This is a genomic window from Kitasatospora sp. NPDC034533, assembly GCF_055575155.1.
Map to the genome: position 1 here is coordinate 46,427 of NZ_JBVITE010000006.1, position 18,924 is coordinate 65,350.

Consider the following 18,924-nt stretch of genomic DNA (forward strand, 5'->3'; position numbering starts at 1 on the left):
GTTCTCCACGTCAGCAGGCGCCGCTAGCTCAGTTGGTTAGAGCAGCTGACTCTTAATCAGCGGGTCCGGGGTTCGAGTCCCTGGCGGCGCACAGACAGCCGGAAGGCCCCTCGCGAGAGCGAGGGGCCCTCCGGCGTTTCCGGGCCCCCGGCGGCGGGCGTCCCGGCTTCCGGTGGCCGTGGGCTGCCTGCTGCTCGGGGTGTGGGCCTGGATCGGGCGGGAGCGGAGCGCGGTCGCCGAGGGCTGAGTGGGCGGGCCGCGAAGGCGGCGTCCCCCTGTCCCGGGTCGGGGCAGGGGGACGTCGTGGTTCCGGCGGGCCGGTCGGGAACTTCGGTCGGTCAGCGGCCGAAGTAGGCGTTGAAGTTCTTGGAGAACTCCTGGCCGGCGAACCGGTCCCAGTTGATCGACCAGGACATCAGCCCGCGCAGGTTCGGCTGGGCGCCCGACCGCGGCACGTACGTCCCGCAGTTGGCCAGCTTGGTGAGGCAGTCGAGCGCCTTGTTCACCTCGGCCGGGGCGACGTAGCCGTTGCCCGCGTTGGTGGTGGCCGGCATGCCGATGGCCACCTTGGAGGCGGGCAGCGCCGGGAACAGGTTGTTGGTGTTGCCCGCCACCGGGAAGCCCTTGAGCAGCATGTCGGTCATCGCGACGTGGAAGTCGGCGCCGCCCATCGAGTGGTACTGGTTGTCCAGGCCCATGATGGAGCCGGAGTTGTAGTCCTGGACGTGCAGCAGGGTGAGGTCGTCGCGCAGCGCGTAGATGACCGGCAGGTACGCCCCGGCGCGCGGGTCCTGACCTCCCCAGGGGCCCGATCCGTAGTACTGGTAGCCGAGTTGGACGAAGAAGGTCTCCGGCGCCATGGTCAGCACGAAGCCCGGGCCGTACTTGGCCTTGAGGGTCTTCAGCGCGGAGATCAGGTTGACGATGACCGGGCTGGTGGGGTTCTTGAAGTCGGTGTCACCGGTGTTGAGGGAGAGCGAGTGCCCCTCGAAGTCGATGTCCAGGCCGTCCAGGCCCCACTTGTCGATGATCGCCGAGACCGAGCTGACGAAGGTGTCCCGGGCGGCGGTGGTGGTCAGCTGGACCTGGCCGTTCTGGCCGCCGATGGAGATCAGCACCTTCTTGCCCTGGGCCCGCTTGGCGGCGATGGCGGCCTTGAACTCGTCGTCCGACTCGACGGTCGGGCACTCGGTGGCCGGGCAGCGGTTGAAGCGGATGTCGCCGGAGGTGACGGAGGTGGGCTCGCCGAAGGAGAGGTCGATGATGTCCCAGGAGTTCGGGACGTCGGCCATCCGGGTGTAGCCGGCGCCGTTCGCGAAGCTCGCGTGCAGGTAGCCGACCAGGGAGTGGCTGCCGACGGGCGGGGGCGTGGTGGGCGGCGGGGTCGTGGGCGGGGGCGTGGTCGGCGGAGGCGTGGTGGGCGGCGGGGTCGTGGGCGGCGGGGTGGTCGGCGGCGGGGTCGTGGGCGTCACCGTCGGCGTGGGCGACGGGCTGGGGGCGCCCGGCCCGTCCAGCGAGATGTCGTCCGCGTAGTAGGTGCCCTGGCCGTACCAGCCGTGGGTGTAGACCGTGGCGCTGGTCTGGGTGGCTCCGGTGGTGAAGCTGAGGCTGAGCTTCTGGTACGAGCCGCCGGTGCCCGGCGTCCAGGTGCTCGGGCCGCCGCCGTCCACGCCCAGGTAGACGTACGAGCCGTTCACCCAGGCGCTGAGCGTGTAGGTGGTGTTCGGGGCGACGGTGACGGTCTGCGAGCACTGGGCGATGTCGCCGGCCGTGGCGGCCGCGGCGAGCGCGCGGCTGCCGCTGTGCACGGGGCTGGTGACGACGCTGCCCGAGTTGCCGGAGCAGCTCCAGGGGGCGAGGGAGCCGGACTCGAAGCCGCCGTTGGAGAGGAACTCGCCGGCCGAGGCGGCGGGCGCCAGGCCCAGGGTGACGCCGACCAGGGTGGCCGCGGCGACGGCGGAGGCCGTGCCGGCGGCGAGGGCCGCGCGGCGGCCGGTGGCCGGAGTTCCGGAGGTGGGTGTTCTGCGCATGCGGGTGCTCCTGCGATGGCGCGGTCGTGGGGGACGTCCGAGGGCACGCCGGAGCACGCGCCAGTGGGGGGAACGGCCCGGCCTGGCACCCAAGTTGGACTAGACCACTGAAGTGGATACGGCCGTACGGTGTCAATGGTCCAGACCGGTCCCGGCCTGCTCCGGTTGCCGGAGGTGACACCCCGTCGAAGGATGGAGGGGTGACCGCGCCCGGCTACCTCCGCCACCCCCACCTGCACGGCGGCCTGCTCGCCTTCACCGCCGAGGACGACGTCTGGATCGCCCCGCTGAACGCCGACGGCACCGGCACCGGCCGGGCCTGGCGGGTGGGCTGCGACCGCACCCGGGTCGGCAACCCCCGCTTCTCCCCCGACGGCACCACCCTCGCCTGGACCAGCTGGCTCGGCCTGGCCCCCGAGGTGTGGACCGCCCCGGTCGACGGCGGACGGGCGAGCCGGCTCAGCTACTGGGGCAGCCAGGACACCCGGGTGCGCGGCTGGCTGCCGGACGGCGAGGTGCTGGCCGTCACCTCCTACCACGAGCCCTTCGGCCACTACACCTGGGCGCACTCCCTGCCGCCGGACGGCTCCCCCGGCCGCCGGATGCCCTGGGGACCGGTCGGCGACGCCCAGATGAGCCGCGAGCGGACGGTGCTGCTCACCGGCGCCGCCCCGCACGAACCGGCCGCCTGGAAGCGCTACCGGGGCGGTGCCACCGGCCGGCTCTGGGTGGACGGCGAGCGGATCCTGCCCGAGCACACCGGGCACCTCGCCGCGCCGATGCCGGTCGGCGACCGGGTCGCCTTCCTCTCCGACCACGAGGGCATCGGCAACGTCTACTCCTGCCGCCCGGACGGCACCGACCTGCGCCGGCACACCGACCACGCCTCGTACTACGCCCGCGAGGCCGCCACCGACGGCACCCGGATCGTGTACCAGCACGCCGGCGACCTCTGGCTCCTGGACGACCTGGACGCACCCGCGCCCCGCCGGCTGCGCGTCCCGCTCGGCGGCGCCCGGGCCGGCCGCCGCCCGTACCAGGTCAACGCCGCCGGGCAGGTCAAGGACCTGGCCTGCGACCAGACCGGCCGGACCGGGCTGATCACCGTGCGCGGCAGCCAGTACTGGCTCACCCACCAGGACGGCCCGGCCCGCGCGCTCGCCGACACCCCGGGGGTGCGCACCCGGCTGCCGGTGGTGCTCGGGCACACCGGCGAGGCGGCCTGGATCACCGACGCCGAGGGCTGCGACGCGATCGAGGTGGTGCCGCTGCCCGGGCACGAAGGCGTGGCGCACAAGCACCACCGCCGGGTGATCGCCGCCGGGCGGATCGGCCGCGTCCTGGAGCTCACCGCCTCCCCCGACGGCAGCCGGCTCGCCGCCACCACCTCGGACGGCCGGCTGCTGCTGGTCTCCTCGGCCGACGGCGAGGTGCGCGAGGTGGCCGCCTCCGGGTACGGGCCGGTCTCCAGCGCCCGCTTCTCCCCCGACTCGCACTGGATCGCCTGGTCCGAGCCGGTCGCCGGGCGCTCGCTGCGCCGCATCCGGCTCACCCGCGCCGACGCGCCGGCGCCCACCACCGACGTCACCGAGGGCCGGTTCGAGGACGAGCAGCCGGTGTTCACCCGGGACGGCCGCTACCTGGCCTTCCTCTCCTGGCGCGGCTTCGACCCGGTCCACGACGTGCACACCGGCGACCTCTCCTTCCCGCTCGGCTGCCGCCCCTACCTCGTCCCGCTCGCCGCCGACACCCCCTCGCCGTTCACCGCCCCGGCCGAGGACGGCGGCCCGCCAGGCGGCGGCGACGGCACCGTCCGGGTCGACCCGGAGGGCATCGGCGAGCGGCTGCTCCCGTTCCCGGTGATCTCCTCCAAGTACTCGGCCACCGACGCGGTGCGCGGCGGCCTGGTCTGGCTGCGCTGGCCGATCTCCGGCACCCTCGGACAGACCTTCGCCAGCCCCGAGGACACCTCCGGACGCCCGTCACTGGAGCACTTCGACCTCGTCCGGGGCACCCGCACGACACTGGTGGACCGGCTGGACGGCTACGCGGTCTCCGGGGACGGCGGCTCGATCGCGGTCTACTCGGCCGGAGCACTGCGGGTGATCCCGGTCGCCGCCCCCTCCGCCGGGATCACCGTCGACCTGCGCCGGATCACCCACACCGTGCACCCGGCCGCCGAGTGGCGCCAGGCCTACCACGAGGCGGCCCGGATCGTCCGGGACCAGTTCTGGGACGAGCGGATGTCCGGCCTGGACTGGTCCGCGCTGGTCGCCCAGTACGAGCCGCTGCTGGACCGGATCTGCTCCCCCGACGACTTCGCCGACCTGCTGCGCGAACTCCTCGGCGAACTCGGCACCTCGCACGCCTACGTCACCCCGTCCCGGCGCGCCGAGGGCCCCACGCTCGCCCAGCAGCCGCTCGGCCTGCTCGGCGCCAACGCCCACCGCTCCCCCGACGGCCGCTGGCTGGTCGACCGGGTGCTGCCCGGCGAGTCCTCCGACCCGCGCGCCCGTGCCCCGCTGGCCGCCCAGGGCGTCCGGGACGGCGACGAGATCCTGGAGGTCGGCGGCCGCCCGGTGGACCCGCTGCGCGGACCGCTGCCGCTGCTGGCCGGCACCGGCGGCACGACGCTCGAACTGGCCCTGCGCGGCGACCCGGACGGCCCGGTGCGACGGATCGTGATCACCCCGCTGACCGACGAACGGCCGATCCGCTACCAGGACTGGGTGGCCAAACGGCGCTCCCTGGTACGGCAGTTCAGCGACGGCCGGTGCGGCTACCTGCACATCCCGGACCTCGGCGGCTCCGGCTGGGCGCAGTTCAACCGGGACCTGCGGCGCGAGCTGGACAAGCCCGCCCTGGTGCTGGACGTGCGCGGCAACGCCGGCGGCAACGTCTCCGAGCTGGTGCTGGAGAAGCTCACCCGGCGCGTCCTCGCCTGGGACTTCACCCGGGACCGCCGGCCGGTCCGCTGGCCCCGGCACGCCCCGCGCGGACCGCTGGTGGCACTGGCCGACGAGGCCACCAGCTCGGACGGCGACGTGATCATCGCGGCGATCAAGCTGCTCGGGCTCGGTCCGGTGATCGGCTCCCGCACCTGGGGCGGGGTGGTCGGGATGAGCGGGCGGCACACCCTCGGCGACGGCACCCAGATCTCGGTGCCGAAGAACGCCTCCTGGTTCGACGGCGGGCTCGGCTGGTCGGTGGAGAACCAGGGCGTCGAACCGGACGTGCACGTGCTGCGCACCCCGCGCGACTGGGCCCGGGGGCGCCACCCCGAGCTGACGGCCGCCGTCCAGCTGGCCCTGGACCTGCTGGAGGACACGCCCGCCGCGGCGCCCCCGCCGGAGTCCACGCCCCGGCCGGACCTGCGGCGCCCGCCGCTGCCGCCGCGGACGACCTGAGACGCGGGCTCAGCCCCAGGGGTCGCCCTCGGACGTCATGTTCTCGGCGGCGCGCCGGTCGGCCTCCTCCTGGGCGAGCCGCTCCTCCGTCGCGCGCCGGCGCTCGACCTCGTCGCCGTACGCGTCGGCGGCCTCGTCGTGGGCGAGGGCCGCGCGCCGGGTGGGGTCCTGCCCGGTGGACCCGTGCGGCTTGTGCCGGAACCTGTCGAAGATGCCCATGACTCCTCCTCCGAACGGGATGCCGGGTTGCCCCCACTCTCACACCGGGTGCCCGGGGGCGCACCTCGGGCCGTCCTGCGGGGTCCTTGAGCCTTTGGTCCCTGGTGGACGCGCCCAACGTCCGTAGCCGCAGGCCCCCGACCGGGCGGAGATTGGGGCCGTCGGCGAAATCTACGCCACCCCCTGGAGCCCGCTGTGACCGTCGTACACCCCGGAAGCCACACCCGGCGCACCGCCGAGGACCCACACGACGGACCGCGCCGCCGGGTCGGCCCGCTGGCCGCACTGGACGGCCGGCTGCCCGGCGCCCACGACCTGCTGCTGATGCAGTGCCCCAGCTCGCTGCGGCCCTTCGCGGGCGGCGAGCTGCCCGACTGGGCGCGGGCCGTGCTGCGGGCGCACCCCTGGGTGACGGTCGGCCGGGCGCCCGCCGTGGTCGGCAACCCGGTGGACCTGCCGCACCCGCAACGCTGCACCCGGGACCCTGAGGCGGCGCCCGAACTCTGGTTCCCGGTGACCGTGCGCGGCCCGCGCCCCGGCCAGCGGCTGGACGCCCTGGCCCCCTGGGCGGCGGTGGCCCGGACGCTGCGGCCCGAACAGCTGCCGGAACGCCGCGAGCGGCTGGCCCCGGAACGGCTGGCCGGCATCCCGGCGCTGGCCCTGCTGCCCGAGGTCGGCCGGCTGGTGGCGGACCACCGCCTGCCCTGGGGCCCGATCGGCGCGGCCGGCTACGAACTGGGCACCGGCCTGCCGGTCACCGGGCCGCTCAGCCCGCTGCGGCTGGTGCTGCGCTGCCCGCAGCCGATCAGCCGCCGCGACGCCCTGCAACTGCGGCGGGCCCTGAGCAAGCTGCCGGTGCCGGTGCAGGCCGAACTGGAGACCCGGCACGGCTCGGTGCAGCTGGCGGAGTACGCCTCCGGACAGCTCGGCCTCACCCTGCTGACCCCGGAGGGGCCCCGCGAGGTCCGCGACCCGTGGTTCCCCCGGGGGCCGTTCGCCTGAGCCCCCTTGGGTCGGGGGCGTCGGCGTCGGCGTCGTCGTGTCAGCCGGGGTACCGGAGCCGGTGCCGGCCGAGGGTGATCAGGGGCTCCTCGAAGGGCTGGTCCGCCAGGTAGTCCGGGGACCAGGCGATGCCCCACCGGGCGCACTTCGGGCAGTTCCACGTCCGCCCGGCCGCGTTGGCGTCGTCGAGCAGGTCGACCGGCGCGGCGCAGTCCTCCGCCGGACAGGCGGGGGAGGGCGTCACCTCACGCCCCGCTCTCGGAGAAGCGGGTCCGGCCACGGGGCTCGGGCGGGGTCGGGCGGACGACCAGCATCGGGCCGTCCGGGAGGGGCTGGAGACTGGCGGGGTCGACGGTCCGCTCCAGACCGCCGCCGATCGGCCGGACGTAGGCGAGGCCGCCCCGGGTGTCCATGTGGACGACGTGCTGGTCGGACGTCAGGTCCTTGACCAGCTCGCCCACCTGCGGACGGTAGGGACGGGGAGCGACGGGGAACTTCTTGCGCATCACGACAGGTGACTCCGTTCCGTAGTGCAACGACTACCCAGGGGTCACAACTGTGGGCTATAGTCGGCACCGCCTTCAACCTTTCATCAGGGAAGGAACAGGAGCTGACGATGGTGAACCGCAAGGAACTTGACCCCGACTCCTCTCCCTCCGCCAAGTTCGGTGCGCTGGTTCGCGAGCTACGGGAGGCGCGCGGCTGGACCCAGGAGCACCTGGCGAAACTCACCGGATACTCGTCCGTGCACGTGTCCGCCATCGAAACTGGTCGCAAACCTCCAACCGAGCGGTTCGCGAGAAGACTTGACGAGGCCTTCGGAACGCCGGGGAAGTTCGAGCGCGAGTGGCGCAACGCGGGGCGGCGCATCTTGTTCGAGGGGTTCAGCGAGTACCTGCGCAGCGAGGCCACTGCGGTGGCGGTGCGACTGTTCGAGATCAACATCATCCCGAGCCTCTTCCGGACCCCCGACTACGCGAGGGCCTATCAAGAAGGGCGCGTTCGCCGAGGACGGACAACGCAGCAACAGGCCGAAGAACGACTGACGATGCTGCTGCACCGGCAGCAGCGACTCCAGCAGCAGCCCGCACTCCGAGTCCACGCGGTCATAGACGAGGGGTGCCTCCACCGGGCGATCGGAGGCCGAGACGTCATGGTGGAGCAGCTCCAGTACCTGGAAGAACTGACCCATCACCCTCAGTTCGTCATCCAGGTGAGCCCGTTCTCTCTTGGAGAGGACAGGCCGTTCTCGCATCCCATCACCTTGCTGACCATGCCGAACAGGACCAGCGTGGGATACGGTGAGATTCAGGGGAAGGGCTTCCTCCAGCGCGACCCGGACACCCTGGCCGAATGGGCGGGCGAGTACGACCAGTTGCAGGTCGAGGCGTTGTCCCGAGTCGCAAGTCGAGAGTTCATCCGGCGGGTTCGGAGGAGTTTTGAGCATGGTTGACCTGGCGCATGACACATGGCGCAAGAGCACCTACAGCGACCCCGAAGGGCAGTGCGTAGAGGTGGCGGACGGCCTCCCCGACCGGATACCGGTACGGGACAGCAAGGACCCGGACGGCCCGATTCTCGTTTTCCCCACTGCGGCCTGGCGTTCCTTCGTCTCCGCCGTCCGGGCCGGCGAGTTCGGGGCCCTCTGACACGCCCCGAAATCACTTCGGGCCCGATGTCAAGACCGCCGCGTCGGCTCCGACGTCATGGTGTGCGGCACCCCGCCGCACGCACCGACGCGACAGGAGCCCCCGCCGTGGAACAACTGCTCAGAGTCATGAACTTCAACGTCTCCAGCGACGGCGTCGCGGCCGGCGAGCACCAGAGCTTCGAGCTCCCGTTCGGCCTCGACCGGCCCGAGCGGCTGTTCTCCTGGGCCGGTGCCACGGCGAGCTGGCCGATGCGCACCGACCCGGGCGGCAGCCGGGGCCTGGACGACTACTTCACCCGGGACTTCGCCCGCAACATCGGCGCCGAGATCATGGGTCGCAACAAGTTCGGCCCCCAGCACGGCCCCTGGCAGGACCACGAGTGGCGCGGCTGGTGGGGCGACGAACCCCCCTTCCGCACGCCGGTGTTCGTCATGACCCACCACGAGCGCCCGTCCTTCACGCTCTCCGACACCACCTTCCACTTCGTCGGCGGCGACCCGGCCGCCGTCCTCTCCCGGGCCCGGGAAGCGGCCCAGGGCAAGGACGTCCGCCTCGGCGGCGGGGTCACCACCATCCGCGAGTTCCTCGACGCCGGCCTCGTCGACACCCTGCACATCGCGGTCTCCCCCGTGAAGCTCGGCACCGGCCTGAAGCTCTGGGACTCCCCCGACGACCTGCTCGACCGCTACCACCTGGACGTCGTCCCCAGCCCGAGCGGTGTGACCCACCACCTCTTCTGGCGCCGCTGATCCGAGGGCCCCGCCACCCGACGAGGGGTGGCGGGGCCGACGTCCGGGCCTCAGCCGGTGACGCTGGGGGCGCCCGTCTCCAGGTGGCCGGTGAAGCGCTGGGACCAGCTGCCGTCCACGTCCACCGTGACGGTGAAGTCGTACCAGCCGTTGGCGAGCGCGACCACGTTGAAGAAGTCGCTGACGCTGCCTCCGGCCGGGACCTGGTACGTCCAGGGGCCGTCCGTGCGGTAGTTGTTCGAGGCGATGGTGAAAGTCATCGGCGTGGCGCCCGAGTTGGCGAGCTTGAAGTACAACGCCGGCTTGCCGCTGCCGGGTTCGACCGCGTACGAGGCCGTCACCGCCGCGTTCTTGCCCGCCTTCGTCGCGTCGCCCTTGAAGCGGCGCAGGAAGCGGTTGGGGCCGACCACCGTCAGGTCGTACGGGCCGCCGCCGAAGTTGGTGCCGCAGTTGAAGAAGTCGCTGGTGCTGCCGCCCGGGTCCACCGTGTACTGCCAGGGGCCGCCGCCGCGGTAGGCGTTGGCGTAGGCCGCGAAGTGGGCGGACTTGGTGGCGACGGCCCCCTTGTTGTCCATCGCGATCCAGACCTTCATCACCCCGCCCGAACCGAACTCCAGGTGGTCCAGGTTGGCGTTCGGCTGGTACGGCAGCGCGCGGGCCGGGCGGGTGCCGGGCTCCTGGACCGGGAGCTGGTTGTTCACCGGGGCCGGGTTGGGCAGCGGGCCGCAGGCGGACAGGCCGATGGTCTGCGAGGTGTCGGGCAGGGCGGGCAGGCCGTACACCGGATTGGCGAAGTCGAACACACTGGTCAGGTCGCCGCAGACGCGGCGGCGCCAGTCGCTGATGTTGGGGCAGGTGGCCGGCTTGCCGAGGGCGGCGGTCCAGACCTCCAGGAAGCGCAGCACCGACGTGTGGTCGAAGGTCTCGGAGTTGACCCAGCCGCCGCGGGTCCAGGGCGAGATGGCGATCATCGGCACCCGGAAGCCGAGCCCGATGTTGGTGCCGTTGTAGAACTCCCCCGGGGTGCCGGCCGGGGCGACGGGCGGCGGGACGTGGTCGAAGAAGCCGTCGTTCTCGTCGTAGTTCAGGAACAGCACGGTCGAGTTGAAGACGTTCGGGTCCGCGTCGAGCGCGTCGATCACCAGGTGGACGAAGTGCGCGCCGTCGGCCGGGGTGGCGTACGGGTGCTCGGAGGAGGCCTGGTCGGCGACGATCCAGGAGACCTGCGGCAGCGTCCCGGCCAGCACGTCGGCCTTGATCGCGGCGGCGATGTCGTCCGGGGTCCGGCCGGTCACCTTGGGCACCGAGCCCATGCCCTTGACCGCCAGGGCGCTGCCGGCCGGGGCGCCGGAGAACTTCGTGAAGTAGGCGAGGGCGTTGTCACCGTAGTTGTCGGCGGCGTTCTGGTAGACCTTCCAGCTCACCCCGGCGCTCTCCAGCGCCTCGGCGTAGGTCTGCCAGCGCAGGCCCTTCTCGTCGCCGCCGTCGTAGGCCGGGCCGCCCGCCGCGCCGGCCGGGTCGATCTGGCCGGACCAGTGGTAGGTGCGGTTGGGGCCGGTCGCGCTGAGCACGGAGCAGTGGTAGGCGTCGCAGATGGTCCAGTTCTCGGCCAGCGCGTAGTGGAACGGGATGTCCTGGCGGGTGAGGAAGCCGAGGGTGCGGACGTTGCCCTTGGCGGCGACCCAGGAGTCCATCTTGCCGCCGTTCCACGCACTGTGCTGGTCGGACCAGCCGTGGCTGAGGTCCCCGTTGCACTGGGCGAGGCGCTCGGGGTCGGCGCCGCCGGCCGGCTTGGTCTGGCTGAACTGCCACGGGTACTGGCGGCTGAGCAGGCCGTTGGGCTGGTTGAAGACGCTGTAGCCGCCGGAGATCTGGATGGCGCTGCGGTCGGCGAAGCCGCGCACGCCGCGCAGCATGCCGAAGTAGTGGTCGAAGCTGCGGTTCTCCTGCATCAGGATCACCACGTGCTGGGCGTCGGCGATGGTGCCGGTCGTGCTGAGCGCGGTGGTGGTGGCGGTCGCGGCGGTGGCACTCGGAGCGCCAGGGGCGCCGGCGACCGCGAGGCCGGCCGCGGCGGCGCCGGACAGCGTGACGAACTTCCTACGACTCAACTCGGCCATCAGCCCGGTCCGTCCCTTCGCTGGCATGTTGTGCACACAAGTCGAGGCTCGCTCGATCGCGCAGCAGTCTCCACCGCCTGCGGAGCCGCCCACCAGATGCGCGCGGCAGGGTTGGCGGACTGTTCGTCCGGGCGTCACCGAGTGACGCCCGGACGAACGGGCGGAGGGGGCGGGATGCTCAGCGGTCCTTGACCTCGATTCCCAATGCGTGGGCGAACTGCGGCGCCAGCTCAAGCAGTTGACTGGAGCTGATGACCGCGCCGCGCAGCCCCTGGTGGCCATCGACGAGGCCGAGGCGGACGGCGCCGCGCAGGTCGGTCCTGCTCAGCGTCGCGCCGCGCAGCCGGACCTCCTCCAGCGTGGAGCCGGGGAAGGACACCCCGGTCAGCTTCGCCTCCCCGAAGTCCACGTCGCGCAGCAGGCAGTCCTCGAAGACGACGTCCCGCAGGACGGCCGAGCGCAGGTTGACCGCCTCCAGCTTGCAGCCGCGGAACACCACCCGGCGCAGCGCCGAGCCGTACCCGGCGACACCGGCGAGCACCCCGCCGACGAAGGAGCTGTCCTGCCAGTCGGAGTCGCTCAGGTCGCAGGCCACCCAGCGGCCGGCCTGCACCCACACCTCGTTGAACCGGGCCTGGCGCAGCTTGACCCCGCTGAGCGCGACGCCGGTGAAGGCGCACTCCAGGAAGGCCGCTCCGGCGCCCGACTCGTCGGTGTGCTCACCGCCGTCGAAGTGTGCGGTGTCGTAGCGCTCGTCGCTGCGCAGCGGCCCGGTGTGCGGGCGCAGCAGGTCGGCGTACGGGAGGTCGGCGAGCTGGTCGGGGGCGGAACGGGGCACGGCGGTGGCTCCTGGCGGTCGGGGCGGCGGACGGGTCTCGCCCGCATGCTCGCACGCGGCACCGACAACGCCCCGTCGCGGCACGGCCGGGCAGGACCCACGCCCCGGCCCGGCACGGCACGGCCTTCTGCCCGCCACGGCCCGCCACAGCGGCCCGCGAGGACGCGCCCCGGCCCGGCCGCACCGGGCGGCCGGGCCGGGGCTGGACGCTCACCGCGTCGATCAGCCGTACAGCCAGATCGAGTTCACCCGGCTGCGCTCGGTGGTGTTCGGGTACGGGTTGGTGCAGGACGGGCCGGGGCCGCCGCCCGACATCAGCTCGCTGCACGGGCCGGAGTAGTGGTCCGGCAGGCCGAGCACGTGCCCGGTCTCGTGCGCCACCACGCGCACCGAGCTGTACTGCTGGTTCTGCGCGTAGTCGAGGAAGACGTAACCGCGCCCGTGGCCGTCGGTGCTGGCGTACGAGCCGCGGCTGTCGTTGCCCTCGTAGTAGCGGAAGTCGGCGGCCGAGCCGGAGCGCAGCTGGACGTTGGCGACGGAGCTGTTCCAGATCTGCGCGGCCTGGGATATCTGGTTGCGGAACGACGGGGCGGAGCTGGCGTCGTAGGTGACCACGACGGTCGCCAGGCCCGGGTTGGCGGCCTGCTTGGCCTTGGCGGAGGCCATCACGGCCTGGAAGAAGGCCTGGTTGTTCGCCGCTTCCTCGGCCGAGCCGGCGTACGTCGTGGCGGTGTAGCCCTGCACGGCCGGGGCGGCCGGCGCCGCGGAGGCGGCGGTGGTGGGCAGCACGGCGAGGCCGGCCGCCATGGCGAGGCCGAGGGCGGCGGACAGCACGGATCGCTTCATGTGGGGGCTCCGGTTCCTGGGGTGCCGTGGCCGGTTGGGGGCCGGCCGGGGGGAGGCACCCGGGTCTACGGGTGGTGTCCCCAGAGCTTCGGGCAACCCGGTGCGTGCGCGGATGATGCCAATCGGCGATAACGCCGTCCAATACCCCTGCTATGGAGTCGATTTGAGTCGTCTTTTCCTCGCCTTGACTCATTCGTGCCCCTGGTTTTCCGTTCCGGACGGGGCTAGGCTCCGTCCGGGGAAGTACCCGGAGCGGCGGGCCGATCGATTCCGGCCGAGCGGCCCGCCGCGCCGAACTCACCTGCCGGAGCCGTCAGTTCGTCGCCGCAAGTCCGTTCGCCCAGAGGTAGTCGACCTGGCTGCGCTCGTTGCCGTCGGGGTAGGGATTGGTGCAGGACGGGCCGGGGCCGCCGCCCGACATCAGCTCGCTGCACGGGCCGGAGTAGTCGTCGGGCAGGCCGAGCACGTGCCCGGTCTCGTGCGCCACCACGCGCACCGAGCTGTACTGCTGGTTCTGCGCGTAGTCGAGGAAGACGTAACCGCGCCCGTGGCCATCGGTGCTGGCGTACGAGCCCCGGCTGTCGCTGCCCTCGTAGTACGAGAAGTCGCCGTTGCCGCCGGTCTGCTGGAGCCGCACATTGCGCTCCGAGCTGTTCCAGATCTGCGCGGCCTGGGATATCTGGCCGGTGAAGGAGGGCGCGTTCGCGGTGTCGTAGGTGACGGTGACGTTCAGCAGCCACGGGTTCGCCGCCTGCCGGGCCTTGGCCGAGGCCATCACGGCCCGGAAGAAGGCCTGGTTGTCCGCCGACTCGGCGGCCGAGCCGGCGTACGTCGAGGGGGTGTAGCCCTGGACGGCCGGGGCGGCCGGGGCGGCGTGGACGGCCGGCGCCGCGGAGGCGGCGGTGGTGGGCAGCACGGCGAGGCCGGCCGCGAGGGCCAGGCCCAGGGCGGCGGACGGCACGGATCGCTTCATGTGGGGTCTCCGGTCGCACGGTGCGCCGGCCCGCCGGAGCCGGTGGGGGCCTGACTCGACGGCGGCGCACGGGTGGGGGACCGCCCCGGCGGTGGCCGGCGGCGGGTTGCTGTCCACCGAGCTTCGACCCGCCCGGGGCCGTCACGGATGATGCCAACCGGCGATAGCACCGCCGCACGAGGGCCGGGCCGGCGGCCGGAGCCACCGGCCCGACCCTCCGGCAGGGCGAGCGAACCGGCCCGTCGGCCGGCCCTCCGGCACGCCGTGATGCCTGTCATGTCCTTGGCGAGGGGGCGGGGCGGCGTCTATGCTCCCGACGTGGAGCTCGACGTGAGACACCTCCGGGTGCTGTGCGCGATCGCCGACACCGGCAGCCTCCGCAAGGCCGCGCTCCAGCTCGGCATGACCCAGCCCTCCCTCACCACCCAGCTGCACCGCATCGAACGAGCCATCGGCGGCGCCCTCTTCACCCGCGAACAGACCGGCAGCCGGCCCACCGCGCTCGGCCACTCGGTGCTCTCCCGCGCCCGGCCGGTGATCACCGAGATGGCCGCCCTGGTGGCCGCCGCCCGTCAGGAGGCCCGGGACTCGGCCGCGCCCGGCCGCCAGCGGCGGCTGCGCATCGGCAGCGTCGGCAGCCGGGCGGTCGCGGCCTGGCTGCGCCGGGTGCACGAGCGGCTGCCGGACACCGACACCACCATCCACGTGGACATCTCGGCCAGCGCGCTGCTGCGGATGGTCGCCGCCGACCAGCTGGACGTGGCCTTCGTGTACGAGAGCGAGGGCTTCCCGCTGCGGGTGCCGCCGGACGCCGCGCAGCGGGTGCTGATGGACCGCGAGCCGCAGTTCGTCGCGCTCGCCGCCGGGCACCCGGCCGCGGCCCGGTCGGTCGTCCACCTGGCCGACCTCGCCGAGGACACCTGGATGGTCGACCCGACCGCCGACCACGAGTACGCGGCGATGCGCCGGGTGTTCAGCGAGGCCGGGCTCAACCCCCGGGTGGTGCAGGTGCGGGACAACGCGACCGCCGCCGAGCTGGTCGCCTCCGGCGAGGCCGTCCGCCCCTGCCAGCCCACTTCGCTGCCCGGGCCCGGCACGGTGGTCCGCCCGGTGCACGGGGACCCGCTGGCCGTCCGGCTGCTGCTCACCTGGCGCCCGTGCGCGCTCAGCCCGCCCGCGCTGGACGCGCTGTACGGCGAACTGCGGGCCGCCTACCTGGATCTGGCCAAGGTCAACCCGGCCTACCTGGCCTGGCTGGCGCGGCACGAGCCGGTGCTGCTGGGCCGGACCGGCTAGGAATCCGGCCGGTCACGGTCCCCGCCGGGTCCGGCCGGGCACGGTCCCAACCGGGTCAGGCCGGTCACGGTCCCCGCCGGGCCAGGCCGGCCGGTCACGGCCTACGGCTCCAGCCGGCCCCGCTCGGCCTGACGGCTCTCCCACCCGTGGACCAGCACGCCCACCGCCACCGTCAGCGCGCAGACCAGCCCCGCCGCGAGCACCCCCGGGCCGCCGAGCGCGGTGCAGGCCAGCACCAGGACGGCCCCGGCCGGCGCGATCGCCTGGGCCGCCACGCCCCGCTTGGTGTGCCGGGAGTGCAGGAACCAGACCGTGAGCAGGTAGACGGCGGTGGGCACGGTGACCGTGGCGGTGGCGGCCGTCTCGGAGATCTCCGCCTGGTGCACCGCCGACTCCACCGCCACCTCCAGCCCGGTGCCGATCGCCGCCGCCGAACCGAACACCAGGTAGTGCCCGTAGCCCCAGACCAGCGCCTGCCGGTTGGTGCGCAGGTGCTGGTGGACGGGCCGGGCGAAGTAGATCCACCAGGCCGAGAAGCAGATCAGCAGCCCGCCCGCCGCCACCGGCATCAGCCGCCCCAGCTCCTCGTGCTCGTCCACGGCCGACTGCACCGCGACGGTCGCCGCCGCCACCGTCTCGCCGAGCACGATCAGGGTGAACAGCCCGTACCGCTCGGCGATGTGGTGCGGGTGCCAGGAGGTCCGCATCCGCAGTTCGGCGGCCACCGGCACGGCCAGCTCGCACAGCACCCCGATCGGGATGGCGTACGGCCGGGCGCCGTGCGGGAGGAACAGCATCACCACCCAGCCGACCTGGCAGAGCGTGATCCCCGCCGCGTAGCCCAGCGCGACCTTGCGCCCCACGCCCTGTTCACCGGCGGCGGCGCGCAGCCACTGGGTGACCATCGCCAGGCGCATCACCACGTACCCGGCGATCGACAGCGTCAGGTCCTGGGTGGCGAACAGCCGCGGCACCCCGGCGGCGAGGATCAGCACCCCGGCGATCTGCACCAGGGTGGTGACCCGGTACGGCACGTCGTCGACGTCGTACGCGGAGGCGAACCAGGTGAAGTTCATCCAGGCCCACCAGACGGCGAAGAACGCGATGGCGTAGCCGAGCACTCCGGCTCCGTAGTGCCCGGCGGCGAAGGACCGGGCCAGTTCGCGCCCGGCCTGGCCGACCGCGACCACGAAGCAGAGGTCGAAGAAGAGTTCCAGGGGGGTGGACACCCGGTGCGGCTCGTGGCGGTCGCGCGGGACCATCCGGCGCACCGGGGGCGGGTCGACGGGGTGTCTGCGGGGTCGTGCGGCGGCGGGGTCACTGGCCATCGGAGCTGCTCCGGGGGTCGGGAAGGAGGACCGTCCCGCGCATCCTGGCAGCGCTCCGCGCCCGGCACACCCACCGGCGCGGCGGGTGTGCGCGCACCGGCGAGGCGGTGTGCGCGCTCGGGCGCGGAACGGGAACCCCGCGCGCCCCCGGAGCACGATGACCCCTTATGCCCCTTTTTTCCTTGCTGTCAGCCGCAGTTGACGCTCCGGTGCGCGAACCGGGTGACAGTGCGGCGGGTTTCCGGGCGCGTCCCGCGCGCTGCCTCGCGCCCGGCCGGAGCGCCGCTAGATTCTTCCCCGGTTGGAAGAGCGCGGGCCCTGCCGGGCCCCACGACACGGGTGGCGTGCGGGCAACGCGGAAGGTCAAGGCGGGTGGCGGTACAGCGGGGGCGGCGGGGCCGTTCCTCCTCTGTCCCCGCCACCCGCCTCGCGATCACCGCGCTGCTCGCCAGCGCCTGCCGGGCGGCCCGCCCGGTCCCGACGGCGGCTACTTCTCCCAGCCGACCTTGCTGTAGTCCTCCGTGGCCAGACCGAAGGCGCCGTAGTTGGCCAGCCCCTTGCGGGTCGCCACCACGGCGGGCCGCTGGTAGAGCTCGACGGTGTGGCCGAGCTCCCAGATCTTCGCGTCCGCCTGGTTGTAGAGCTTCGCGGCCTCCGCCGGGTCGACCGTCCCGGCCGCCTTCTTCAGCAGGGCGTCGATCTCCGGGGTGCCCAGCCGCGAGGGGTTGCTGAAGGTGTTGTCGCCCACCGGCAGGCGGAAGTTGGCCAGGCCCTTGGAGTTCGGGAACGAGTCGGTGTTGCGCCAGCTCGCGATGTCGAACTTGCCCGGGGTGACGTACTTGGCGAAGTAGTCGTTGGCGGCCACCTTGTCCAGGCTGACCTTGACCCCGACCTGCTGCCACATCGCCGCCGCCGCGGTGGCGAGGTCGAGCTGGGCCTGCGCGGTGCCGTCGCTGAGCACCCAGTGCAGCTCCAGCGGCCTGCCGTCCTTGGTGCGCGGCCCGCCCCCGCCGGCCTCCGCCCAGCCGGCCTCGTCCAGCAGCTTCTTGGCCGCGGCCGGGTCGAACTTCGCCCACTCCCCGGAGTTGTCCTGGTAGCCGGCCTGGTTGGGCATGATGATGTGGTTGCCGAGCGGCTTGAACTCCACCGGCACCCCGTTGTTGGCGATCTTGATCAGCGCCGAGCGGTCGAGCGCCCTGCCGAGCGCCTGGCGGACCTTCTGGTCCGCCAGCGCCCCGGTGCCGCCGAAGGAGATGTGCACCTCGTCCCACGGGCTGGCGGACCGGATCACGGTGTCCTTGGCGTTCTTGAGCTGCCCGTACGCGGCGGCGGTGCCGGCCGAGGCGAGGTCGATCTCGTTGTTGAGGTACGCCTGGATGCTCGCGGCCTTGTCCATCACCCGGAAGGTGATCCGGTCGAGCTTGGCCCGGGTGCCCCACCAGGCCGGGTCCGGCACGAAGGTGATGGTCTGCGCGGTCTTGTCCGCCGCGCCGATCTTCAGCGGGCCCGCGGTGATCGGGACCTTGTCCACCCAGCCCTTGTTGAAGTCGTCCGGGGTGGCGATGCCGGCCGCCGGGACCAGCGGGCGGAACAGGTTCTGCCAGTCCGCGTACGGCTCCGAGAAGGTGACCTTGACTTCGCTCGGGTCGGCGCCCTGCTCGACCGCGGAGATCAGCTCGTAGCCGGACGGGTCGTAGATGTTGTACGCCGGGTCCTTGCCGTTGCTCGCCTGCCAGTCCGCCTTGAAGTCCAGGTAGCTCAGCGGCTTGCCGTCCGACCAGGTGGCCTTGGGGTTCAGCCGGTACGTGATCACCTGCGGCGACACCGAGGTGACCTTGGCCTCCACCAGGTAGTCCGGATCCGGCTGGAAGGCGCCGGACGCGTCGGTGCGGAAGAGCGAGGGCTCCAGGGCGCGGATGAGGTTCACCGTGTCGGTGTACGAGCCGCCGTCCACCTGGAGCGGGTTCCACTGGGTGATCCACTGGTCCAGCTGGAAGCGCGCCTCCCCGCCGTCCTTGAGCTGGTCCAGCGGCTTGGCGTTGATGTCCTGGGAGTCCTGTCTCGGTGGCTCGCTCTTGGCCACGTCGCCGGCCGAGCCACCCCCGCCCGAGGTGCACGCGGTGACCGTGAGCACGACGGCGGCGGCGAGGGCGGCGGCCCGGCCGAGACGGCGGGCCGTGGTGGAAGCGTCCATGAGGGTCCCCCTGGGGTCGATGACGGGAGTCGGGGCGCGCGAGGTGTGACGGGTCTTGATCGTGGGCAGCCAATTCGGCACCGAGCGAGCAGAACGTAACAGTCGATCAGATCCGCCACCAGGGGGAGGAACGCACACCTGATCCAGACGTCACGAGCGGCAACACCGCCGCAACACCCCCTCAGCGCACCGGTGCTTCACTCTGACCTGCGAATTGCCCGCTCGCCCGCCACCCGCATTGACAACCCACCTGCCACTGCGACCATCTGA

Annotated in this window: 16 protein-coding genes and 1 tRNA gene; 7 read left to right on the top strand and 10 right to left on the bottom strand. The window is 72.9% G+C overall.

All coding sequences use genetic code 11. The annotated features are described in order from the left end of the window. Positions 1-17 precede the first annotated feature (17 nt). Positions 18-91 (top strand) — tRNA-Lys (locus tag ACZ55U_RS06490). A gap of 247 nt (positions 92-338) precedes the next feature. Here ACZ55U_RS06490 and ACZ55U_RS06495 read toward each other — a convergent pair. Beyond that, positions 339-2,030 (bottom strand): chitinase, encoded by a 1,692-nt coding sequence (locus ACZ55U_RS06495; protein WP_465523071.1) that lies wholly within the window; start codon positions 2,028-2,030, stop codon positions 339-341. Positions 2,031-2,230: 200 nt separating this feature from the next. Between ACZ55U_RS06495 and ACZ55U_RS06500 the strand changes: the two genes are divergently transcribed. Beyond that, positions 2,231-5,437: a S41 family peptidase gene (locus ACZ55U_RS06500; RefSeq protein ID WP_465523073.1), complete on the top strand. Its 3,207-nt coding sequence runs from the start codon at positions 2,231-2,233 to the stop codon at positions 5,435-5,437. 9 nt (positions 5,438-5,446) lie between these two features. Here ACZ55U_RS06500 and ACZ55U_RS06505 read toward each other — a convergent pair whose 3' ends face one another. Continuing rightward, entirely contained in the window at positions 5,447-5,656 is a 210-nt protein-coding gene (locus ACZ55U_RS06505) for a hypothetical protein (protein ID WP_465523075.1), read from the bottom strand. A gap of 195 nt (positions 5,657-5,851) precedes the next feature. Here ACZ55U_RS06505 and ACZ55U_RS06510 point away from each other — a divergent pair, with 195 nt between their 5' ends. Continuing rightward, positions 5,852-6,658 (top strand): phosphoribosyl-dephospho-CoA transferase MdcG domain-containing protein, encoded by an 807-nt coding sequence (locus tag ACZ55U_RS06510; protein ID WP_465523077.1) that lies wholly within the window; start codon positions 5,852-5,854, stop codon positions 6,656-6,658. Positions 6,659-6,698: 40 nt separating this feature from the next. Here the strand turns inward: ACZ55U_RS06510 and ACZ55U_RS06515 are convergent, their stop codons facing one another. Then, the gene (locus tag ACZ55U_RS06515) at positions 6,699-6,902 is read right to left on the bottom strand and encodes a hypothetical protein (RefSeq protein ID WP_465523079.1); all 204 of its coding nucleotides are present in this window, start codon (positions 6,900-6,902) and stop codon (positions 6,699-6,701) included. A 1-nt stretch (position 6,903) separates the two neighbouring features. Next, positions 6,904-7,164, bottom strand: a complete 261-nt coding sequence (locus tag ACZ55U_RS06520; protein WP_465523081.1) for a hypothetical protein — start codon at positions 7,162-7,164, stop codon at positions 6,904-6,906. Positions 7,165-7,274: 110 nt separating this feature from the next. Here ACZ55U_RS06520 and ACZ55U_RS06525 point away from each other — a divergent pair, with 110 nt between their 5' ends. The 3 genes from ACZ55U_RS06525 to ACZ55U_RS06535 all read left to right on the top strand — a co-directional run bounded on the left by ACZ55U_RS06525 (position 7,275) and on the right by ACZ55U_RS06535 (position 9,059). After that, complete coding sequence (locus ACZ55U_RS06525; protein WP_465523083.1) at positions 7,275-8,111, top strand: helix-turn-helix domain-containing protein; 837 nt, start codon at positions 7,275-7,277, stop codon at positions 8,109-8,111. Continuing rightward, on the top strand, positions 8,104-8,307 hold the full coding sequence (locus ACZ55U_RS06530; protein WP_465523085.1) for a DUF397 domain-containing protein: 204 nt from the start codon (positions 8,104-8,106) through the stop codon (positions 8,305-8,307). Before ACZ55U_RS06525 ends, ACZ55U_RS06530 begins: the two co-directional genes overlap by 8 nt. Positions 8,308-8,414: 107 nt before the next feature. Continuing rightward, complete coding sequence (locus ACZ55U_RS06535; protein ID WP_465523087.1) at positions 8,415-9,059, top strand: dihydrofolate reductase family protein; 645 nt, start codon at positions 8,415-8,417, stop codon at positions 9,057-9,059. Between the two features lie 50 nt (positions 9,060-9,109). Here ACZ55U_RS06535 and ACZ55U_RS06540 read toward each other — a convergent pair whose 3' ends face one another. The 4 genes from ACZ55U_RS06540 to snpA (ACZ55U_RS06555) form a co-directional block, all read right to left on the bottom strand. Beyond that, entirely contained in the window at positions 9,110-11,179 is a 2,070-nt protein-coding gene (locus tag ACZ55U_RS06540) for a phosphocholine-specific phospholipase C (protein ID WP_465523337.1), read from the bottom strand. A 178-nt stretch (positions 11,180-11,357) separates the two neighbouring features. Then, the gene (locus tag ACZ55U_RS06545) at positions 11,358-12,017 is read right to left on the bottom strand and encodes a pentapeptide repeat-containing protein (RefSeq protein ID WP_465523089.1); all 660 of its coding nucleotides are present in this window, start codon (positions 12,015-12,017) and stop codon (positions 11,358-11,360) included. Between the two features lie 222 nt (positions 12,018-12,239). After that, positions 12,240-12,863: a snapalysin gene (snpA, locus tag ACZ55U_RS06550; RefSeq protein WP_465523091.1), complete on the bottom strand. Its 624-nt coding sequence runs from the start codon at positions 12,861-12,863 to the stop codon at positions 12,240-12,242. A 313-nt stretch (positions 12,864-13,176) separates the two neighbouring features. Continuing rightward, positions 13,177-13,836: a snapalysin gene (snpA, locus tag ACZ55U_RS06555; RefSeq protein WP_465523093.1), complete on the bottom strand. Its 660-nt coding sequence runs from the start codon at positions 13,834-13,836 to the stop codon at positions 13,177-13,179. Between the two features lie 318 nt (positions 13,837-14,154). Between snpA (ACZ55U_RS06555) and ACZ55U_RS06560 the strand changes: the two genes are divergently transcribed. Beyond that, the gene (locus ACZ55U_RS06560) at positions 14,155-15,132 is read left to right on the top strand and encodes a LysR family transcriptional regulator (RefSeq protein WP_465523095.1); all 978 of its coding nucleotides are present in this window, start codon (positions 14,155-14,157) and stop codon (positions 15,130-15,132) included. Between the two features lie 101 nt (positions 15,133-15,233). Here ACZ55U_RS06560 and ACZ55U_RS06565 read toward each other — a convergent pair whose 3' ends face one another. Then, positions 15,234-16,460, bottom strand: a complete 1,227-nt coding sequence (locus ACZ55U_RS06565; RefSeq protein ID WP_465523097.1) for a low temperature requirement protein A — start codon at positions 16,458-16,460, stop codon at positions 15,234-15,236. Positions 16,461-16,947: 487 nt separating this feature from the next. Continuing rightward, a complete protein-coding gene (locus ACZ55U_RS06570; protein ID WP_465523099.1) occupies positions 16,948-18,654 on the bottom strand; it encodes an ABC transporter family substrate-binding protein in 1,707 nt (568 codons plus the stop codon). Positions 18,655-18,924 lie beyond the last annotated feature (270 nt).

What these genes read in the sequence shown, in the direction of transcription:
- ACZ55U_RS06495 (WP_465523071.1), bottom strand. Translation starts at nt 2,030, where the DNA reads ATGCGCAGAACACCCACCTCCGGAACTCCGGCCACCGGCCGCCGCGCG.
- ACZ55U_RS06505 (WP_465523075.1), bottom strand. Translation starts at nt 5,656, where the DNA reads ATGGGCATCTTCGACAGGTTCCGGCACAAGCCGCACGGGTCCACCGGG.
- ACZ55U_RS06520 (WP_465523081.1), bottom strand. Translation starts at nt 7,164, where the DNA reads ATGCGCAAGAAGTTCCCCGTCGCTCCCCGTCCCTACCGTCCGCAGGTG.
- ACZ55U_RS06525 (WP_465523083.1), top strand. Translation starts at nt 7,275, where the DNA reads ATGGTGAACCGCAAGGAACTTGACCCCGACTCCTCTCCCTCCGCCAAG.
- ACZ55U_RS06530 (WP_465523085.1), top strand. Translation starts at nt 8,104, where the DNA reads ATGGTTGACCTGGCGCATGACACATGGCGCAAGAGCACCTACAGCGAC.
- ACZ55U_RS06540 (WP_465523337.1), bottom strand. Translation starts at nt 11,179, where the DNA reads ATGGCCGAGTTGAGTCGTAGGAAGTTCGTCACGCTGTCCGGCGCCGCC.
- snpA (WP_465523091.1), bottom strand. Translation starts at nt 12,863, where the DNA reads ATGAAGCGATCCGTGCTGTCCGCCGCCCTCGGCCTCGCCATGGCGGCC.
- snpA (WP_465523093.1), bottom strand. Translation starts at nt 13,836, where the DNA reads ATGAAGCGATCCGTGCCGTCCGCCGCCCTGGGCCTGGCCCTCGCGGCC.
- ACZ55U_RS06565 (WP_465523097.1), bottom strand. Translation starts at nt 16,460, where the DNA reads ATGGCCAGTGACCCCGCCGCCGCACGACCCCGCAGACACCCCGTCGAC.
- ACZ55U_RS06570 (WP_465523099.1), bottom strand. Translation starts at nt 18,654, where the DNA reads ATGGACGCTTCCACCACGGCCCGCCGTCTCGGCCGGGCCGCCGCCCTC.